The 17373-nt window shown below is 71.4% G+C and carries 15 protein-coding genes; 4 read left to right on the forward strand and 11 right to left on the reverse strand.

Going from position 1 to position 17373, the window contains the following annotated elements; all coding sequences use genetic code 11:
* Positions 1 to 33: 33 nt before the first annotated feature.
* The 5 genes from AAC134_RS11365 to AAC134_RS11385 form a co-directional block, all read right to left on the reverse strand.
* Positions 34 to 948, reverse strand: coding sequence for an ABC transporter permease (locus AAC134_RS11365; RefSeq protein WP_339949209.1), 915 nt, complete (start codon positions 946 to 948; stop codon positions 34 to 36).
* Positions 945 to 1883 carry an ABC transporter permease gene (locus AAC134_RS11370; protein WP_339949210.1) on the reverse strand — a complete coding sequence of 313 codons (939 nt, stop codon included), beginning with the start codon at positions 1881 to 1883 and terminating at the stop codon, positions 945 to 947. The genes AAC134_RS11365 and AAC134_RS11370 overlap by 4 nt, the downstream gene beginning before the upstream one ends.
* Positions 1880 to 3523 (reverse strand): amidohydrolase, encoded by a 1644-nt coding sequence (locus tag AAC134_RS11375; RefSeq protein ID WP_339949211.1) that lies wholly within the window; start codon positions 3521 to 3523, stop codon positions 1880 to 1882. Before AAC134_RS11375 ends, AAC134_RS11370 begins: the two co-directional genes overlap by 4 nt.
* Before the next feature lie 86 nt (positions 3524 to 3609).
* A complete protein-coding gene (locus AAC134_RS11380; protein WP_339949212.1) occupies positions 3610 to 4596 on the reverse strand; it encodes an NAD(P)-dependent oxidoreductase in 987 nt (328 codons plus the stop codon).
* Position 4597: 1 nt separating this feature from the next.
* The gene (locus AAC134_RS11385) at positions 4598 to 5368 is read right to left on the reverse strand and encodes a class II aldolase/adducin family protein (protein WP_339949213.1); all 771 of its coding nucleotides are present in this window, start codon (positions 5366 to 5368) and stop codon (positions 4598 to 4600) included.
* Between the two features lie 244 nt (positions 5369 to 5612).
* Between AAC134_RS11385 and AAC134_RS11390 the strand changes: the two genes are divergently transcribed.
* Complete coding sequence (locus AAC134_RS11390; protein ID WP_339949214.1) at positions 5613 to 6314, forward strand: GntR family transcriptional regulator; 702 nt, start codon at positions 5613 to 5615, stop codon at positions 6312 to 6314.
* Positions 6315 to 6326: 12 nt separating this feature from the next.
* Here AAC134_RS11390 and AAC134_RS11395 read toward each other — a convergent pair whose 3' ends face one another.
* A complete protein-coding gene (locus tag AAC134_RS11395) occupies positions 6327 to 7238 on the reverse strand; it encodes a LysR substrate-binding domain-containing protein (protein ID WP_339949215.1) in 912 nt (303 codons plus the stop codon).
* Between the two features lie 62 nt (positions 7239 to 7300).
* Between AAC134_RS11395 and AAC134_RS11400 the strand changes: the two genes are divergently transcribed.
* A complete protein-coding gene (locus AAC134_RS11400) occupies positions 7301 to 8275 on the forward strand; it encodes an EamA/RhaT family transporter (RefSeq protein WP_339949216.1) in 975 nt (324 codons plus the stop codon).
* Positions 8276 to 8336: 61 nt separating this feature from the next.
* Here AAC134_RS11400 and AAC134_RS11405 read toward each other — a convergent pair whose 3' ends face one another.
* Complete coding sequence (locus AAC134_RS11405; protein ID WP_339949217.1) at positions 8337 to 9974, reverse strand: BCCT family transporter; 1638 nt, start codon at positions 9972 to 9974, stop codon at positions 8337 to 8339.
* 80 nt (positions 9975 to 10054) lie between these two features.
* Positions 10055 to 10468: a universal stress protein gene (locus AAC134_RS11410; protein ID WP_339949218.1), complete on the reverse strand. Its 414-nt coding sequence runs from the start codon at positions 10466 to 10468 to the stop codon at positions 10055 to 10057.
* Positions 10469 to 10990: 522 nt separating this feature from the next.
* On the opposite strand from AAC134_RS11410, the gene AAC134_RS11415 reads away from it, so the two are divergent.
* Together AAC134_RS11415 and leuC are read left to right on the forward strand one after the other, a co-directional pair.
* Positions 10991 to 11893, forward strand: a complete 903-nt coding sequence (locus AAC134_RS11415; RefSeq protein WP_339949219.1) for a VOC family protein — start codon at positions 10991 to 10993, stop codon at positions 11891 to 11893.
* Positions 11894 to 12226: 333 nt separating this feature from the next.
* Entirely contained in the window at positions 12227 to 13636 is a 1410-nt protein-coding gene (gene leuC, locus AAC134_RS11420; RefSeq protein WP_339949220.1) for a 3-isopropylmalate dehydratase large subunit, read from the forward strand.
* Between the two features lie 614 nt (positions 13637 to 14250).
* Here the strand turns inward: leuC and AAC134_RS11425 are convergent.
* The 3 genes from AAC134_RS11425 to AAC134_RS11435 form a co-directional block, all read right to left on the reverse strand.
* Entirely contained in the window at positions 14251 to 14586 is a 336-nt protein-coding gene (locus AAC134_RS11425; RefSeq protein ID WP_339949221.1) for a hypothetical protein, read from the reverse strand.
* A 441-nt stretch (positions 14587 to 15027) separates the two neighbouring features.
* Positions 15028 to 16497, reverse strand: coding sequence for a cytochrome P450 (locus AAC134_RS11430; RefSeq protein ID WP_339949222.1), 1470 nt, complete (start codon positions 16495 to 16497; stop codon positions 15028 to 15030).
* Between the two features lie 68 nt (positions 16498 to 16565).
* Positions 16566 to 17373, reverse strand: an 808-nt coding sequence (locus tag AAC134_RS11435; RefSeq protein ID WP_339949223.1) for a glycosyltransferase family 25 protein, incomplete at its 5' end; no start/stop codon positions are given.

Consider the following 17373-nt stretch of genomic DNA (forward strand, 5'->3'; position numbering starts at 1 on the left):
CGCCCCGGTCCGCGATGCGGGGTTGGCCGCGGCTTACGCCTGAAGCCGCGGATCGAGCACGTCGCGAAGCGCGTCGCCAGCGACGTTCGCGCAAAGGACGATGATGAAGATGACCACCGAGGGGATCACCGCGATATGCGGGGCGAACAGCAGGTAGTCGCGCCCCTGGGAGGCCATCATGCCCAGCTCTGCCATCGGCGGGCGCGCGCCCAGGCCGAGGAAGCTGAGCGCCGCGCCGATCAGGATCACCTGCCCGAAGCGCAGCGAGATGAAGATCATGATCGAGGAGATGCAGTTGCGCAGCAGGTACTTGCGGAACAGGTCCCGGTCCGAGAGGCCGACCGCGCGGCCCGCCTCGATGAACTCCATCTTCATCACGCCGACCGCGATGCCGCGCGAGATGCGGGCGCAATCGGGGATCGAGGAGATCGCCAGCGCGATGATCACCGGCACCGCCCCCTGCCCCATCACCGCCACCAGCGCGAGGCCGAGCAGGATGGCGGGGAAGCTGAGCATCATGTCCATCAGGCGCATCAGCCAGGCGTCGAGCCGCGTGTAGAAGGCCGACAGCAGCCCGATCATCGAGCCGATGAACCCGCCCACACCGACCGAGATCAGCCCGATCAGCAGCGTCAGGCGCGAGCCGTAGAGGATGCGCGAGAAGATGTCCCGCCCCTGCCCGTCGGTGCCCAGCAGGTGCTCGGCCTCGCCCCCCGCCTGCCAGACCGGCGGCGTCATCACCGAGCGGGAGTTCACATAGGGATCGTGGGTGGCCAGCAGCGGCGCGAAGATCGCGCCGAGGATGATGATCCCCAGCACCGACATCGCGACCACGGCGGCCTTGTCGCGCAGCAGGCGGCGGAACCAGGACTTGCGGCGCGGAGGGGCCGCGTCCTCGGGCGGGACGGCCGGGGCGGCGGCGACGGAGGAGGCTTCGGCCAGGGTCATCGGCGCACCCGCGGATCGAGAAGGGAATAAAGGACGTCGACGATCAGGTTGATGATGATGAACGCCAGCGCGAACACCAGGATCGCCCCCTGCGCCACGGTGAAGTCCGAGCTCAGGATCGCCCCCACCGTCAGCCGCCCGATGCCGGGCCAGGAGAAGATCGTCTCGGTCACCACCGCGCCGCCCAGCAGGTAGCCGGCCTGAAGGCCGATCAGCGTCACCACCGGGATCAGCGCGTTGCGCAAGCCATGGCGCAGGATCACCTGGGTCTCGGTCAGGCCCTTGGCCCGGGCGGTGCGGACATGATCGAGCTTCAGCACTTCCAGCACCGAGGACCGCGTCATCCGCGCCACCGGCCCGATCATGATCGCGCCGAGCGAGACCGCGGGCAGGATCAGGTGCATCAGCCCGTCGGCCGACCACAGCGGCCCGCCGCGCCCGATGAAGGGCAGGTTGAACCACAGCACGCCGAAATACTGCACCGCCAGCAGGCCGATGAAGAAGATCGGCAGCGACACGCCCGCCACCGACAGGCCCATGATGAAGCGGTCGACCAGCGAGCCGCGCAGCACCGCGGCCAGCGTCCCCATGCCGATGCCCAGCGGCACCGACCAGAACAGGCAGGCGACCATCAGCTCGACCGTCGGGCCGATCGCCGACCACAGCTCCTCGGTCACCGCCTTGTTGGAGATCATCGAGCGGCCCATGTCGCCCTGGGCCATCCGCTCGAGATAGGCCCAGAACTGGTAGATCATCGGCTGGTCGAGGCCCATCTGGACCCGGATCGCCTCGACCACGTCGGGCGCGGCCATGGGCCCCGCCACCACCTGCGCGGGGTCGCCGGGGACAAGCTGCAGCAGCAGGAACCCGAACAGCAGCACGCCGAACAGGACCGGGATCGAGAGCAGCAGCCGGTCGGTGATCGTGGAGATCATGTCGCGTTCGCCTCCCTGTCGAAGACCACCGCGCCGCCCAGCAGGGTCATGTCGCAGACGGTGGTCAGGATCGCCTCGGGGTCGATCTCGAAGAAGTCGTTCGAGAACACGGCCACGTCGGCGTACTGGCCCGGGATCAGGCGGCCCTTGCGCTCTTCCGCGTGGACGCCGTAGGCGGCCTCGTAGGTGTAACAGTGCAGCGCTTCGGCCATGCTCAGACGCTGATCTTCGCCCAGCACCACGCCCGTATCGGTCTTGCGGGTGACCATAGCATAGATGTTGGCGAACGGGTCGATGTCGCAGACCGGACAGTCGGTCGAGGCCGAGGGATGCACGCCGGCCTCGAGAAACGCCTTCATCGGATAGCAGAACTGCGGGCGCTCCTTGCCCAGGCACGCCTCGTAGCCGTCGCCGAAGAAGTAGATGAAGGTGGGCTGGGGCGCGGGAACGATGCCCATCTTCGCCATCCGGTCGATCTGCGACTGCGAGAGCCAGCCGCAATGCTCGATCCGGTGGCGGCGATCCTCGACCGGGTGGGCGGCGTAGGCCTTCTCGTAGGCGACCAGCATCTGCTCGATGGCCGCGTCGCCGATGGCGTGGGGCGTCACCTGGTAGCCCCACTTGTGGTACTTCATCACGAAGTCTTCGGTCTGCTGGGCGGTCTGGCACTGCAGGCCGTAGTTCGCGGGCGCGCCCTCGGTCTCGGACTCGTAGGGCTCGGACATGAAGGCGGTGCGCCCGCCGGCCGAGCCGTCGAGGAAGATCTTCACGCCCGCGATGCGGAACATGTCGTCGCCCACGCCCGTCACCAGACCCTCGGCGTGGCACTGGTCGACGACGTTGCGGTCGAGGTCGCCCATCAGCACGCCCGCCACGCGCACCGGCAGGCGGTTCTCGGCGTGGGCCTTCTGGTAGGCGCGCATCTCGCTCATGTCGTCGCGGATGCCGATGGCGGCCTCCATGCACGAGGTGATGCCGTAGGTCAGCAGGTCGCGGCCCGCGACCTCGATCGCCTCGACGATGTCGTCGACGGTCGGCGAGGGCATCGCCCGCTGCACCGGCTCGCGCGCGGTCTCGGCCAGCCAGCCGGTCAGCTCGCCCTCGGCCCGCCCGATGGCGCCGCCGAACGGGTCGGGGGTGTTGTGGCCGATCTCGGCGATCTGCAGCGCCTTCGAGGAGGCCACGCCGACATGCCCGCAGGCGCGCACGATATAGACGGGGTTGTTGGGCGCGGCCGCATCCAGCTCCCGCCTGTGGGGGTGGCGGCTCTCGGCCAGCTTGTCGTGGTCGTAGCCGCGGCCCACGATCCACTCGCCCGGCTCGGCGGTCTCGGCGGCCTTGGCGATCCGCGCCAGCAGCGCCTCGACCGAGCGGACGCCGTCGCGGGCGCGCAGGTCCACCTGCTTCATGTTGAAGCCGTACATGTGCAGGTGCATGTGGTTGTCGTTCAGACCGGGCGTGGCGAGCTTTCCCTTGAGGTCGATCACCTCGGTCTGCGGGCCCGCCATCGCCTCGATCTCCTCGCGCGTGCCGGTGGCGAGCACCTTGTCGCCCTCGATCGCCAGCGCCTCGAAGAAACCCTCCGCGAGGCCGGCCCAGATCTTGCCCCCGACGAGGATGCGGTCCGCGGTCCGGGTCATGCGCGAAGCTCCGGGAGGGGGGCGGCGGGGGCGGTTGGGGTCATTGTCGGCTCCGGGAAGGGGGGGCGTGGAGGGGGAGGACGCGCTCAGTAGCCTTTGGCGCGGTCGACGCGGTTTTCGGGCGCGCGGCCCTGCGCGAGCGCCTCGACGGCGTCCGCAAGCTGGCGGACCGTGGCGTGTCGCGAGGTGTCCGAGGCGCGGTGCGGGGTCACGAAGACCCGCGGATGCGCCCAGAACGGATGGTCGTCGCCCGGCGGCTCGTTTCGGAACACGTCCACCGAGGCGGCGGCGATCTGGCCGGCGTTCAGCGCGGCGAGGAGGTCCTCCTCCACCATCTGCTCGCCCCGGCCGATCTGGATCACGCAGGCGCCCTTGGGCATCCGCGCGAACAGCGCCGCGTCGAGCACGTCGCGCGTCGCCTCGGTCAGCGGCAGGACGTTGACCAGGATGTCGGCGCGCTCGGCCGCGCGGCCGATGGCGTCCTCGCCCGAAACGACCTCGACGCCGGGGTCGCCCTCTGCCGCGTTGCGGGCCGCGGCGACCACGCGAAACCCCAGGGCCGCGACCGCGCGCGCCACCGCGCGGCCCATCAGCCCGTAGCCGAGCACGCCCACGGTGGTCTCGCACGGCTCGGCGGGGCGGTCGGTGCGCCGCCATTCGCCGCGGGACTGCCAGGCGTGGAAATCGTCCATGCGGCGGTGGTGCCAGACCACGTGGAAGGCCGCGAAGCCCGCCATCAGGTCGGCCTGGCTGTCGTCACGCACCCGTGTGACCACGGCGTCGGCAGGCAGCGAGGGGCAGGACAGGATATGGTCCACCCCCGCCGCGATCGACCCCGCGACCTTCAGGTTGGGATAGGCGTCGAACCCGTCGTCGGGCGCCTGCCAGCACAGCGCGCAGATGACGGCGGCGGGATCCTCGACCTCCTCGGGGCGCATCAGGACCAGGCGAGGGTCCGTCGCCTCGCCGAAGATCTCCTTCAGGTCCAGGCGGCTGGAGAGGTAGACGCCGATCGCCGGGGCGGCCGGCGCCTCGCCCTCTGGCAAGGGCTGGAGGGGCGGGATCGCATTCATCTCAGGAGTCGAAGTCCGGGCAGCGCTTCTTGGCCAGCCGCAGGTAGGCCTCCCACTCCGGGTCGGGCTTGCCGGAGGCCTCGTGCCTGGCCGACCAGTCCTCGCCCTGGCGGGCGGTGAACTCGGCCAGGTCGTGGGCGACCAGGCGCGGGGTCATCGAGGTCGCCATCAGCGCCAGCTGCGCCTTGCAGGCGCGCTCGAAGTTGAACATCGCCTTGAACGCGTCGCCCACCGAGGTCCCGCAGGTCATCAGCCCGTGATTGCGCAGGATCATGATCATCTTGGTCCCGAGGTCGGCGATCAGGCGCTCGCGCTCCTCGAGGTTCAGGGCGATGCCCTCGTAGTCGTGGAAGGCGATGCGGTCGTAGAACTCGAGCGACCACTGGTTCAGCGGCAGCAGCCCCTCCTCGGCCGAGGAGATCGCGACGCCGGCGACGGTGTGCGTGTGCAGCACGCAATGCACGTCGGGCCGAGCCATGTGCACGGCCGAGTGGATGGTGAACCCCGCCTTGTTGATCCCCTGCCCGTAGTCGTCGCGCAGGATGTTCCCGTCGAGATCCACGGTGACGAGGTTCGAGGCCGTCACCTCGTCGAAGCGCAGGCCGTAGGGGTTGATCAGGAAGGCGTGCTCGCCCTCAGCCGCCGGAGCGCGGGCCGAGATGTGGGTGAAGATCGAGTCGTCCATGCCGAACTCGGCGATCAGCCGGTAGGCGGCGGCGAGGTGAACCCGTTCCACCGGCTGGGCGGTGGAGATCTGGGTCTGGATCGTCATGGCAAACTCCGGAAAGGCTTGCCGTCCGGGGTTGTCCGGACGATTCTGCTGCGTCGCAAAACACGATGATGAAGATTTCTCGACAAATCAACTGTCGACAGATTGTTTTCTTCGGCGTTCCCTTGTGCGACTCGCTTCACGCGTCCCGACCGCGGCGCGCGGCCGGACCAGGCGGGGGGATCGACGGCGGACAACCGCCGCGGCCGAGGCCCGTCCGGGAGGCGGAAGAGGACTTGTTTCGAGTATGTTCGAGAAGTTTCAGGACCCATCGACTGCACGCACCTTCAAGGTGCTCGAGCCTGACGATCTGGTGACGCGAATCGCCGACCAGGTGGTGCGCGCGATCGGCGACGGCCGGCTGCGCCCCGGCGAGAAGGTGGCCGAGGCGAAGCTGGCGCGGGAGCTGGGCACCTCTCGCGCGCCCGCCCGCGAGGCCCTGCGGCTGCTCGAGAGCCAGGGGCTGATCGTCTCGCATCCCCGTCGGGGATTCTTCGTGCATGCCTACGATTCCAAGGAGATGCACGACATCTACGACCTGCGCGAGGTGCTCGAGATCCACGCCTCGCGGATGGCGCTGAAGCGGATCACCGAGGCGGACCTCGCCCGCCTCGAGGCGCAGGTCGAGACGCTGCACCGGCTCGGCCGGGCCGGCGCGGCGCAGGAGCAGGTGGCCGAGGACTACCGATTCCACCGGATGCTGTGCGAGCTGGGGGACAACGGCCAGATCCTGCGGATCTTCGACCAGCTCGCGACCCAGCTCCGGGCGGGAATCGCCATCGTCGGGCGGCTCTACGACGATCCCGAGCGGATCGCGGCCTCCCACGATCCGCTGATGGAGGCGATTCGCGCCCGCGACGCCGACCGGCTCGAGGCGCAGTTGCGCGAACACCTGGCCGATGCGCGCGAGCATGTCGTGGCCCTCTACCTCGCGGCCAGCGTGGCCTGAGGCGGCGCGCGTTCAGGACCTCAGTTCGGCGCGCAGCCACTCGAGCAGCGCCTCGGTCTGCCGGCGGGGGCCGCGTCGGGCGCCGCGGAACACCGAGATCTCGGCCGGGCGCGGGACGCCCTGGGCGGTCACGCGGACCAGCTTGCCCTCCTCGATCAGGCCCGCGACGGTGCGCGCCCAGCCCAGCGCAACCCCCTGCCCCGCCGCGGCCGCCTGCAGCACCAGCGGAAAACTGTCGAAGGCCACGCGACGGGCGCCCGTGGGCATCGGGCGGCCGACGGCGGCGAACCAGTCGGGCCAGTCCATCCAGTCCTGCGGCGCCACCCGGTGCGAGAGCAGCGGCAGATCCGCCAGCGCCTCGGGCGAGAGCGGCCACGCCGCGCCCGGCAGGCTGGCGGCCAGCAGCGAGGGGGCGGCGACCGGGAACACCTCGTCGTGCGCGGCGAAGACCAGCGGCGCGGCCCCGCTCGCCCGGCCGGTGGTCTGGAGCGCCACATCGAACGGCTCGGCCGCTTCGGTGAGCGGGGCGAGCGCGCTGACCACGCGCAGCTCGACCTCGGGGTGGCGCTCATGGAAGCGGGAGAGGCGGGGCATCAGCCAGTAGAACGCCTCGCAAAGCTGGCAGTGCAGCACCACGCCGGCGGGCTCGCAGGCGCCGCGCAGGCGGGCGGCCTCGGCCGCGATCTCCGCAAGCGCGGGGCCCACGACGCCGCCAAGGGCGCGCCCCGCCTCGGTCAGGAACGCCGCGCGGTTGCGGCGCACGAAAAGCGCGACGCCCAGTTCCGCCTCCAGCGCCGCGATCTGCTTGGAGACGGCGGTCTGGGTCAGGCCCAGCTCCTGCGCCGCGGCGGTGAAGCTCTCGTGCCGGGCGGCGGCCTCGAACGGGCGCAGGCGCGAGAGCACGGGGAGGGAGCGGAGATGCATTCCATCGCCTCATGCCTGGGGGACGCTTTCTCATTTTATGCCTGCCTCGGGATCGGATTTCCATGGGCGCATGGCATGGATCGCCCCCCCCCTCCCCCCAACCCTCGGCGCGGCTGCGCGGCATCCTGGCGATCACGCTGGGCGTGCTGCTGCTGTCGCTCTCGGACGCGCTGGTCAAGCTGAGCGGGGAGCGCTTCGGGCTGGCGCAACTGATGCTGCTGCGTTCGCTGGCGGCGGCGGGGCTGATCGCGGCGGGGCTGCGCGTTCTGGGGCGAACAGGGCGGCCGAGGCGCCGGGGCTGGGTGCGGGCGCGCAGTCTCAGTCTCGCGGCGATGTGGCTGTGCTACTATGCGGCGCTGCCCTCGCTGTCGCTGGCGCTGGCGGCGGCCTGCTACTACACGGCGCCGGCCTGGATGGCGCTGATGGCGCGCAGGCGGCCGGATCGGCGCGGCTGGGCCGCGATCGGGCTGACGCTCCTGGGCGCGGGGCTGGTCGCGAACCCGCAGGCCGGCGCCCTCGAACCTGCGGCGCTGCTGGCGCTCGCCGCGGCGGGATTCTACGCGCTGGCCGGCACGATCACCTGGCGCCGCTGCCGCGAGGAAAGCCCGGGCGCCCTGGCGCTGGATCTAAACCTGTGCCTGAGCCTGCTGGCGGGGCTGGGCCTGGCGGGGCTGGAACTGGCGGGGTTGGAACTGGCGGGGTTGGAACTGACGGGGCTGGGCCTGAGGCCGGTCGCGGACGCCGGCTTCGCGCTCGCGGGCTGGCGGCCGCTGGCTCTCGAAGACTGGGCGCTCGCCGGCCTGCTGGGGGCGCTGCTGGCGCTGGTGGCGGTCGCGGTGGCCGCGGCCTACCGCCTGGCGCCGACGCCGCTGATCGGGGTCTTCGACACGTCCTACCTCGGATTCGCAATGCTGTGGGGGGTGGTGTTCTTCGCCGAGATCCCCGGCCCCCACGCCCTGCTGGGCATCGCGCTGATCGGGCTGGGCGCCCTGCTCGCCACCCGAGGGTCGCGGGCGGACGCGGCGCAGGCGGGCTGACATCGAAAAGGGCGCCCGCCTTGCGGCGGACGCCCCTCGACACGTCAGGGGGAGGCGCGGCTCAGCGCGGCTCGTCCATCAGGCCCTTGATGATCGCCCAGCAGCCGATCAGCAGCACCACCGCGAAGGGGAAGCCGGTCGAGACCGCCATCGCCTGCAGCGCGCCCAATCCGCCGCCGACCAGCAGCGCGATCGCGACCAGCCCCTCGAAGCTCGCCCAGAACACGCGCTGGGAGACGGGAGCGTCGACCTTGCCGCCCGCCGTGATCGTGTCGATCACCAGCGAGCCCGAGTCCGACGAGGTCACGAAGAACACGATCACCAGGATCACCGCGAGAACCGAGGTCACCGAGGCCAGCGGCAGGTCCGCCAGCATGCCGAACAACGACAGCTCGGGGCTGTAGCTGTCGATGACGTGCTCCTTCACCTGGGAGTTGGCGAGCTCGACCACCTGCTCGATCGCGGTGCCGCCGAAGGCCGACATCCAGAACACCGACACGAGGGTGGGGATGATCAGCACGCAGACGATGAACTCGCGCACCGTGCGCCCGCGGGAGACGCGGGCGATGAACATGCCCACGAACGGCGACCAGGAGATCCACCACGCCCAGTAGAACGAGGTCCAGCCCTGGCGGAAGCTGTCGTCGTCGCGCCCGACCGGATTGGACAGCGGAATCAGCTCGCGACCATAGGCCAGCAGGCCGTCGACGAATCCGGTCAGGATCGACAGCGTCGGCCCCACCAGCACCACGAAGGCCAGCAGCAGCATCGCCAGCACCATGTTGACCTCGGAGAGCAGCTTGACCCCTCCGTCGAGCCCGCGCAGCACCGAGATCAGCGCCACGCCGGTGATCACCACGATCAGGATCACCTGCGCCTCGATCCCGTTGGGGATGCCGAAGACGAAGGCCAGGCCCGCGTTGGCCTGCTGCGCGCCGAAGCCCAGCGAGGTCGCGAGCCCGAACAGCGTCGCGAACACCGCCAGGATGTCGATGATATGCCCGGGCCACCCCCAGATCCGCTCGCCGAAGATCGGGTAGAACATCGAGCGGATGGTCAGCGGCAGGCCCTTGTTGAACGAGAACAGCGCCAGCGCCAGCGCGACGATCGCGTAGATCGCCCAGGGGTGCAGGCCCCAGTGGTAGATCGTGGCGGCCATGCCCATGGCGCGCGCCGCGTCGAGGTTCTCGGGGATCAGCGAGCCGTCCTCGGCGAAGGGCGAGGGCACGCCCAGCGGCTCGGAGATGGCCATATGGTAGACCGGCTCGAGCACGCCGAAGAACATCAGGCCGATGCCCATGCCCGCGGCGAACAGCATCGCGAACCAGCCGAAGTAGGAGTAGTCGGGCGTGGCGTCCTTGCCGCCCAGCCGGACCCGGCCCAGCGGCGAGATCACGATGCCGAGGCACACCAGAACGAAGATGTTGCCCGCCATCAGGAAGAACCAGTCCAGCGATCCGGTCAGCCAGTTGCGCAGGTCGTTGAACGCCGGCCCGAGCGAGTTCTGGAAGGCCAGCGTGATCACCACGAAGGCGATGACCACCAGGCTCGAGATCGCGAACACCGGGTTGTGGATGTCGAGGCCGAACGGCCCGATCCTGGGCTGGATGTTGTTCTGACCGATCTCGTAGTCGGTCTCGATGATGTTGGCGGGTCCTTCCGGGGCGGGTATCGCCTCGGAGTCGGAGGAATCGCTCATGGGGGGCTCCCTGTCATTGAATGTGCGTCAGGCGGGCGGGCGGCAAGACCCGGAGCGCGTCAGTCCCCGGGCCGCGCGCCTCAGCGCACGACGAAGACCGAGGCCTTGGAATGGGCCGCGATCGCGCCGCCGTTCGACGGCCAGAGGTAATCGGCGAGGTTGGGCACGTGGCTCTGCATGACCACCAGGTCGGCGCCGATCTCGTCCACCGCCTTGAGCAGCGTCTTGTCGAGGTCGACGCCGGGGTCATGGCTGACCAGCGCCTTCGAGTCGGTCGCGATGCCGTGGCTCTGCGCCTCGCTCTGCGCGAAAGCCTTGAGCTTGGCGGCGAACTCCTCGGGATTGTGGGCGACCGAGCCGGGCTCGGGCGAGGTGACGGCCACGTAGGTCACGGGCGCGTCGTTCTGTCGGGCCAGCCCGGCGGCCACGTCGAGCGACTTTCGCAAGCGCTCGAGGTGGGCCAGGTCGACCGGCGTCATGATCCTGGAAAACACGGCTCCCCTCCTCCGGGCCGCGGGCCCGGTTCCAGATTCGCTTCTAAATGACGACGCTCGGACGGCGTCGCGCATCGAAATCGTCGGTCGGACGGAAAGATGAAACCTGCGCCATCCTGCCGACGACCCGCGGGATGCAGGACGCGAATATTATATTCATACGCCTGCATTTCGCATGCGGCGCCCGGAAGCCTAGGGCGCTGAGCGCGAAAGGCAACCCGTGGCTGACCTGCCCGCCGGCCAGTTCGATGGAACCGCAGGGCGCCCCAAGGGAACCACCGCCGCCCTCCGGCGCGCGGCACGGGCGCGACCATCGGCGCCGGGAATGCGACCGATGCCCGGCCCAGATCCTCGCCAGCTCCGCAGCTCCCGGCGACAGAGGTTTCCCGGACGCTCACAATTTATCCACACAGGCCCATATTATCGCGGGCGCTTTCTCGCTCCATCTTGAGGCGGTCCGCCCGGCGCGGGCCGCCGCCCCGCCTCCCGCCTCGATCTCTCTCTCCGCCAAGGAGCCCCGCCATGACCCAGGCCGCCTCCCGTTCCCCCTCCCCCGAGGGGGCGATGTTCGACATGCAGGCCGCGCCGCTGCGCATCGGCCGCGTGCGCCTGCGGGTGCGCGACCTGGCCCGCGTGGCGGAGTTCTACGAGGATCTGCTGGGCCTGCGCCGCCTGGACGAGGGCGCCGGCTGGACCGTGCTGGGCGCCCCGGCCCCCGGCGGCGGCGCCCGGCCGCTGCTCGAGCTGGCGGGCGACGCGCGCCTCGCGCCGCTCGACCGCCGCCAGGCGGGCCTGTTCCACACCGCCTTCCTGATGCCCTCGCGCGCCGACCTCGGCCGCTGGCTCGGCCACGCGCGCGCGACCGGGGCGCGGCTGGAGGGCGCCTCGGACCACGTGGTCTCCGAGGCGCTCTACCTCTCCGACCCCGAGGGCAACGGCATCGAGGTCTACGCCGACCGGCCCGAGGCCCGCTGGCGCACGCCCTCGGGCGCGGTGGCGCTCTCGACCCTGCCGCTCGACGCGCAGGCGCTCTTCGAGAGCGGCGCGGGAACCGCCTATGGCGCGGCCCCCGAGGGGCTGATCGTGGGCCACGTGCACCTGCAGGTGGGCGACACCGGGCGCGCCGACGGCTTCTACCGCGACGTGCTGGGCTTCGACGTCTCGGCCGACTATCCGGGCGCGAGCTTCTACGGCTCGGGCGGCTACCACCACCAGCTTGCGGCCAACGTCTGGAACAGCCGCGGCGCCGGGCGCCGGAGCGGGGGAATGGCGGGCCTCGAGCAGGTGGAGATCGTGGCGCGCGACGCCGACCTGCGCGAGGCCATGCTGGCCCGCGCCGAGGCCGCAGGCCTGACGCCCGAAACCCGAGACGGCCGCGCGATCCTGCGCGACCCCTGGGGCGGGGCGGTGAGTCTCGCCGCCTGACCCCCGCCCGGGCGACCCGAGCGGGCCTCCGCGCCCCAGGAATTCGTGCGCCCGTGGCGGGGTCGGCGGGCGGGCGTCCCGGCCGCGCAGCGGACGGCAGAGCCGCCCCGCCGACCCCGCTCCGCGATTCCCCGCTTGCGGCGAGCCGAAGCGCGACATAATTTCCGCGCCATGTCCGGACCCCTCGTCATGAGCGATCGCGCCCGCCTGCCGTGGCGCTTCTTCGGCCGCCTCGCCGAGCTTCCCGCCGTGGGCTGAGCCTTCGCGCCCGAAGCCCGCGCGCCGCGACGCGCCCTGACGACCCCAGCCCGACGCCAATTCCGGAGACCTCCGATGACCGCCCCCAAGACCCTCTACGACAAGATCTGGGACGCCCACGTGGTGCACGAGGCCGAGGACGGCACCAGCCTCCTCTACATCGACATGCACCTGACCCACGAGGTCACCTCCGCCCAGGCCTTCGAGGGCCTGCGCATGACCGGCCGCACCGTGCGCCGCCCCGAGCTGACCGTGGCCGTGCCCGACCACAACGTGCCCACCGACATCGGCCGCGCCACCGGCGAGATCTCGGACCCCGAGGCGAAGCTGCAGATCGACACCCTGCGCAAGAACGCCGCCGACTTCGGCGTCACCTATTTCGACGTCAACGACGTCCGCCAAGGCATCGTGCACATCATCGGGCCCGAGCAGGGCCTGACCCAGCCCGGCATGACCATCGTGTGCGGCGACAGCCACACCGCCACCCACGGGGCCTTCGGCGCGCTGGCGCACGGCATCGGCACCTCGGAGGTCGAGCATGTGCTCGCCACCCAGACGCTGATCCAGAAGAAGTCCAAGAACATGCTGGTGAAGGTGAACGGCAGGCTGCCGCTCGGCGTCACCGCCAAGGACATCACCCTGACCGTGATCGGCAAGACCGGCACCGCCGGCGGCACCGGCTACGTCATCGAATACGCGGGCGAGGCCATCGAGGCGCTGTCGATGGAAGGCCGCATGACCGTGTGCAACATGGCCATCGAGGGCGGCGCCCGCGCCGGCCTGATCGCGCCGGACGAGAAGACCTTCCAGTACGTGATGGGCCGCCCCTACGCGCCCAAAGGCGCCGCGTGGGAGCAGGCGCTGGCGTTCTGGAAGACCCTCAGGTCCGACGAGGGCGCCCACTACGACAAGGTCATCGAGATCGACGCCGCCGAGATCGAGCCCGTGGTCACCTGGGGCACCAGCCCCGAGGACGTGCTGCCGATCTCGGCCGTGGTGCCCTCCCCCGACAGCTTCAAGGGCGGCAAGGTCTCGGCCGCGACCCGCTCGCTCGACTACATGGGCCTGAAGCCCGGCATGGCGCTCAAGGACATCGAGATCGACACGGTGTTCATCGGCTCGTGCACCAACGGCCGCATCGAGGACCTGCGCGAGGTCGCCAAGGTGATGGAGGGCCGCAAGGTCAAGGACGGCATCCGCGCGATGATCGTCCCCGGCTCGGGCCTGGTGCGCGCCATGGCCGAGGAAGAGGGCATCGCCCAGAAGCTCATCGACGCGGGCTTCGAGTGGCGGATGGCCGGCTGCTCGATGTGCCTCGGGATGAACCCCGACCAGCTCGCCCCCGGCGAGCGCTGCGCCTCGACCTCGAACCGCAACTTCGAGGGTCGCCAGGGCCGCGGCGGCCGCACCCACCTGCTGAGCCCGGCGATGGCCGCGGCCGCAGCCGTCACCGGCCGCCTGACGGACGTCCGCGACCTGGCCTGAGCCGAGCCCGCGGGGCGGCGCCCCGCGGCCGCTTCAGGGGGCGGGCCGGCGGCCCGCAACCGCTTCAAGGGCGGGGGGCGACGCTCCGTAACCGCTTGAAAGGGCGGGCCGATCCCGGCGAGGATCGGCCCGCCCGTTTCATCTCCGCCCCCCGCACCCGTCTGGCCGACGAAACGCCCCTTTCGGGCGCAGCCGGTCGGGTCCCGCGACGACCTTCAGGCGCCCGGCGCGCCGCCCGGCAGACCGAGGACGAGAGCGGCGACCGGCGTGGGGGATGACCCTGGATGCCTGGATCCCGCCCCCCTGCCCGGCCATCGCCGACGAGCTCAGCCCGCCGAGGACCGCCGCCCGGGCTTCGCCCCCGCCCGCTTCGGAGCGATGTGCGGAACAACGTGACCGGAGGCCAAGGGCCCGGCCCGAGGACGGCGGGCGCATGCGTCGCCGCCTGCCACGCGCCCGGCGCGCGCCTGCGGAGTGTCACGCGCGTGTCGGCGCCTTCGTGCGCCGAGGCGCTGTCGGGAGCGTCGTGCGCCAAAGCCTGTTGGGGGGGGCGCCAAAGCCTGTCCGGGGCGTGCGCCAAAGCCTCGCCTGCGGGCGAGGCGGGGCGCCTGCGTTCAGCCGCGCAGGCGCGCGGCGTTGGCGCGCATGCGGCGCGACATCGGGGCGGCGGCGGCGCGCAGCGCCTCCTGCGGGCCGGCGCCGCCGGCGAGCGCCACGGACATCGCCTCGAGCGAGGTCGAGAAGGTGGCGGGCTTCTCCATCACCATGTCCACCGCCTCCTGCAGGCTCATCGCGCCGGTGGCGGCGAGCAGCGTGCGGCGCAGGATCACTTCCGCGGCGGCGGCCGAGGTCTCGTACTGGAAACGCCACATCTCGGTCATCACCATCCAGGGCGCCATCATCTCGGCGTAGCCCAGCGGCATCGCCCCGCGCGCGGATCGCTTGCTCATTCGTGGTCCCTGCCCTTGCTGCTCTGCGTCCGGGCGCCGCCCGGATCATCTCCCGGCGTCACCCTGCCCCGGAATGCCTGAAGACCGGGTTCACGCCCGGCCCCCGGCGCCGCCTCTCGGGGTCGCGGCGGCGCGTTGTCGAACGTCACCCAAGCACGTGGGGGAGGGAAAGGCGAGCGTTTGCGCATGGCCCGAGCATTCGACCGGGGGCGCGGACAGCTCTCCGCGCGCCCGAAACCCGCCCAGCCGACGCCAGACCGGGGTCCTCACGCGCAGACCGCCGCGCCTCCTACCGCGAGCGGCGCGCGAGGTCATCGCGCCCCGGCGCACAGGGCGCGGCCGCCCCCTGAGCCGCGTCGGGGCGCCGCCCGCAGGCGGCCGCAGCGCTCGATCGTCGCGCCGGCGCGAGAGCCGGGATTCGCCGCCTCCGCGCCTAGAGACTCAGCCGCGGCGGGACACCCGCATCGTCACCGGCTCGCGGGTGCGCAGGGTGATCTTGCCCACGGGCTCCGGCGGCGGGCCGTCGGGGGCAAGGCGGAACCGCGGCAGGGCGCGGGCGAGCACCATCACCCCCTCGAGCCGGGCCAGCGCCAGGCCCACGCAGATCCGCGGGCCGCCGCCGAAGGGAATGTGGGCGAAGGGATGGCGCCCGGCCCGGTTGGCGGGCAGGAAGCGCTCGGGGTCGAAGACGCCGGGGGCCTCCCAATAGCGCGGATTGCGGTGGATCATGCCGATGACGATCTGGATGCGGGTCCCCGGCGCGATCTCGACATCCTCGAACCGGTCGGCGGCCGTGGCCTGGCGCCCGATCGAGAAGGCCGGCGGGTAGAGGCGCAGGATCTCGTCGTAGGCCGCCGGCAGCAGCGGCACGGCGCGGGCCGCGGCGGGATCGAGCGGGGCGCCCGCCTCGGCCTCGGCCGCCGCGGCCGCAAGGCGGTCCTGCCACTCCGGCTCACGCGACAGGCGGTCGAGGCCCCAGGCGAAGCTGAGCGCGGTGGTCTCGTGGCCGGCCGCAAACAGGGTCAGCACCTCGTTGCGGATCGAGGCGCGGTCGAGGAAGGCCCCCGTCTCGGCGTCCTTGGCATGCACCAGGATGTCGAGCAGGTCGGGAGCGGCGGGCTCGGCCTCGCCCGCCTCGCGCCGGGCGAGGCGGGCGTCGATCAGCGGATAGAGCCAGGCGTCCAGCTCATCGAGCCAGGCCATCGCCTTGCGGCGCGAGCGGCGGGGGATCCAGGCCGGCAGGTTCATGATGTCGGCGAAGGGCGGAGAGCCCGCGTCGGTGATCACCTTGTCCATCAGCGCGCCGATGCGGGCGGGATCCTCGCCCATGTCGGCCGAGAAGAACGCCTCCATCGCGATGCGCATCGCCAGCTCGCCGACGTCGTGGGTCAGATCGACGGGACGGCCGGCGTCGGCTGCCTCGCCCCAGGTCCCCAGCATCGCCTCGACATGGCGGGCGACGATCGCCTCGACCCCCTTGATGGCGCGGGCGTTGAAGGCGGGCGAGATCAGCCGGCGGCGCTGGCGCCAGGTCTCGCCGTCCATGGTCAGCGAGCTCTTGCGCAGGAAGCGCGAGAAGATGATCTCGTAGAGCCGGCCCTTCACGTAGTTGTCCGGATTGGCCTGCAGCACGTGGCGGGCGAAGTCGGCGTCGTTGACGGTGACGATGGTCTCGCCGCCCGCGCGCACCACGTTCCAGCGCCGGTTCGCCAGCTCCGGGTGGATCAGGTCGAGAAGGTTCTTCGAGCCCTTCCACATCATCCTGATCGTGTTGACCTTGCGCAGCAGGCGCGAGGACTCGAGCCGCGCCATCGAGGGCGGCGGATGGGGTGAGACATACAACTGCGGCCGCTCCAGCGCCGCGCGCTCGGCGGCCGAGACCTCATGCCCGGCGCGATCGAAATCCTTCATCGGATCGGTCCTTTCGTTGCGGCGGCCAGCTTGCGCCAGGGCGACCCGGTCGGTCTAGCCCGGTCGGTCTAGGACGACTTCAGCACGCGGCGGGCGAGCCCGGCGAGGTTGCGCACGAACGGCGCCCGGTCATGCCAGACCGGCGTGATGTCGCTGGCCGAGGAGCGCTGAACGCCCATCGGAGGGTCGAAGGCCAGCGTCTGCGTCTCCGGATGGGCTTCGCGATAGATCTGGTAGGCGCCGTCGACATGCATCGGGCCGCCCGCGCCATGGCCCTTCGGGCGCGCGGCGACCTGTTCGAGGTGCTCGACGATGCGAGGGATGATCTCGCCCCGGAAGCCGACGAAATGCGCGTGGTAGAGGACGTCCTGCGCCGCGGGCCTCCAGGCGCGGACGGCGCGCGCGCCCGGCGTATCGGCCGGGCGGCCCGCGTGGAGCATCCGCCAGTCGGGCGACCTGAGGGGGTCGAAGTATCGCCCGGGCTCGGCCAGCAGCGAGGGCGAGAAGTCGAAGTCGTCCTCGACGACGGCGACGCAGCGCAGCCCCTCGTCGCGCGCGTCGCGCAGCGCCGAAAGCTGGCTCATGAAGCAGCCTCGTGCGCCGATCGAGGGCCAGTCGCCCTGTTCGCTCGGGCGCACCGCGGAGACGCGGCGCACGAGCGGGCCGTCGATCGTGAGGCCGACGCGGGCGAACTGGGCCGCGATCCCGCGCAGGCGGTCGGGGCGGCTGTCGAGGTTGATCACGTAGATCCGCTCGAAGATCTCCGCGAAGTCCTTGCTCAAGTCCACGAAACGCTCCCCGCCCCTCGGCGCCGTCGCCGCGTCGCGCTCCAGCGCGCCTTCGCCCTGGTCGCGCTCCAGCGCGCCTTCGCCCTGG

Source organism: uncultured Albimonas sp. (assembly GCF_963977235.1).
Lineage (GTDB): Bacteria > Pseudomonadota > Alphaproteobacteria > Rhodobacterales > Rhodobacteraceae > Albimonas.

Coding starts and splice junctions, on each gene's coding strand:
- AAC134_RS11405 (WP_339949217.1), bottom strand. CDS start 9,974: ATGAGCGATTCCTCCGACTCCGAGGCGATACCCGCCCCGGAAGGACCC.
- AAC134_RS11370 (WP_339949210.1), bottom strand. CDS start 1,883: ATGATCTCCACGATCACCGACCGGCTGCTGCTCTCGATCCCGGTCCTG.
- AAC134_RS11385 (WP_339949213.1), bottom strand. CDS start 5,368: ATGACGATCCAGACCCAGATCTCCACCGCCCAGCCGGTGGAACGGGTT.
- AAC134_RS11395 (WP_339949215.1), bottom strand. CDS start 7,238: ATGCATCTCCGCTCCCTCCCCGTGCTCTCGCGCCTGCGCCCGTTCGAG.
- AAC134_RS11390 (WP_339949214.1), top strand. CDS start 5,613: ATGTTCGAGAAGTTTCAGGACCCATCGACTGCACGCACCTTCAAGGTG.
- AAC134_RS11380 (WP_339949212.1), bottom strand. CDS start 4,596: ATGAATGCGATCCCGCCCCTCCAGCCCTTGCCAGAGGGCGAGGCGCCG.
- AAC134_RS11415 (WP_339949219.1), top strand. CDS start 10,991: ATGACCCAGGCCGCCTCCCGTTCCCCCTCCCCCGAGGGGGCGATGTTC.
- leuC (WP_339949220.1), top strand. CDS start 12,227: ATGACCGCCCCCAAGACCCTCTACGACAAGATCTGGGACGCCCACGTG.
- AAC134_RS11375 (WP_339949211.1), bottom strand. CDS start 3,523: ATGACCCGGACCGCGGACCGCATCCTCGTCGGGGGCAAGATCTGGGCC.
- AAC134_RS11430 (WP_339949222.1), bottom strand. CDS start 16,497: ATGAAGGATTTCGATCGCGCCGGGCATGAGGTCTCGGCCGCCGAGCGC.
- AAC134_RS11425 (WP_339949221.1), bottom strand. CDS start 14,586: ATGAGCAAGCGATCCGCGCGCGGGGCGATGCCGCTGGGCTACGCCGAG.
- AAC134_RS11365 (WP_339949209.1), bottom strand. CDS start 948: ATGACCCTGGCCGAAGCCTCCTCCGTCGCCGCCGCCCCGGCCGTCCCG.
- AAC134_RS11400 (WP_339949216.1), top strand. CDS start 7,301: ATGGGCGCATGGCATGGATCGCCCCCCCCCTCCCCCCAACCCTCGGCG.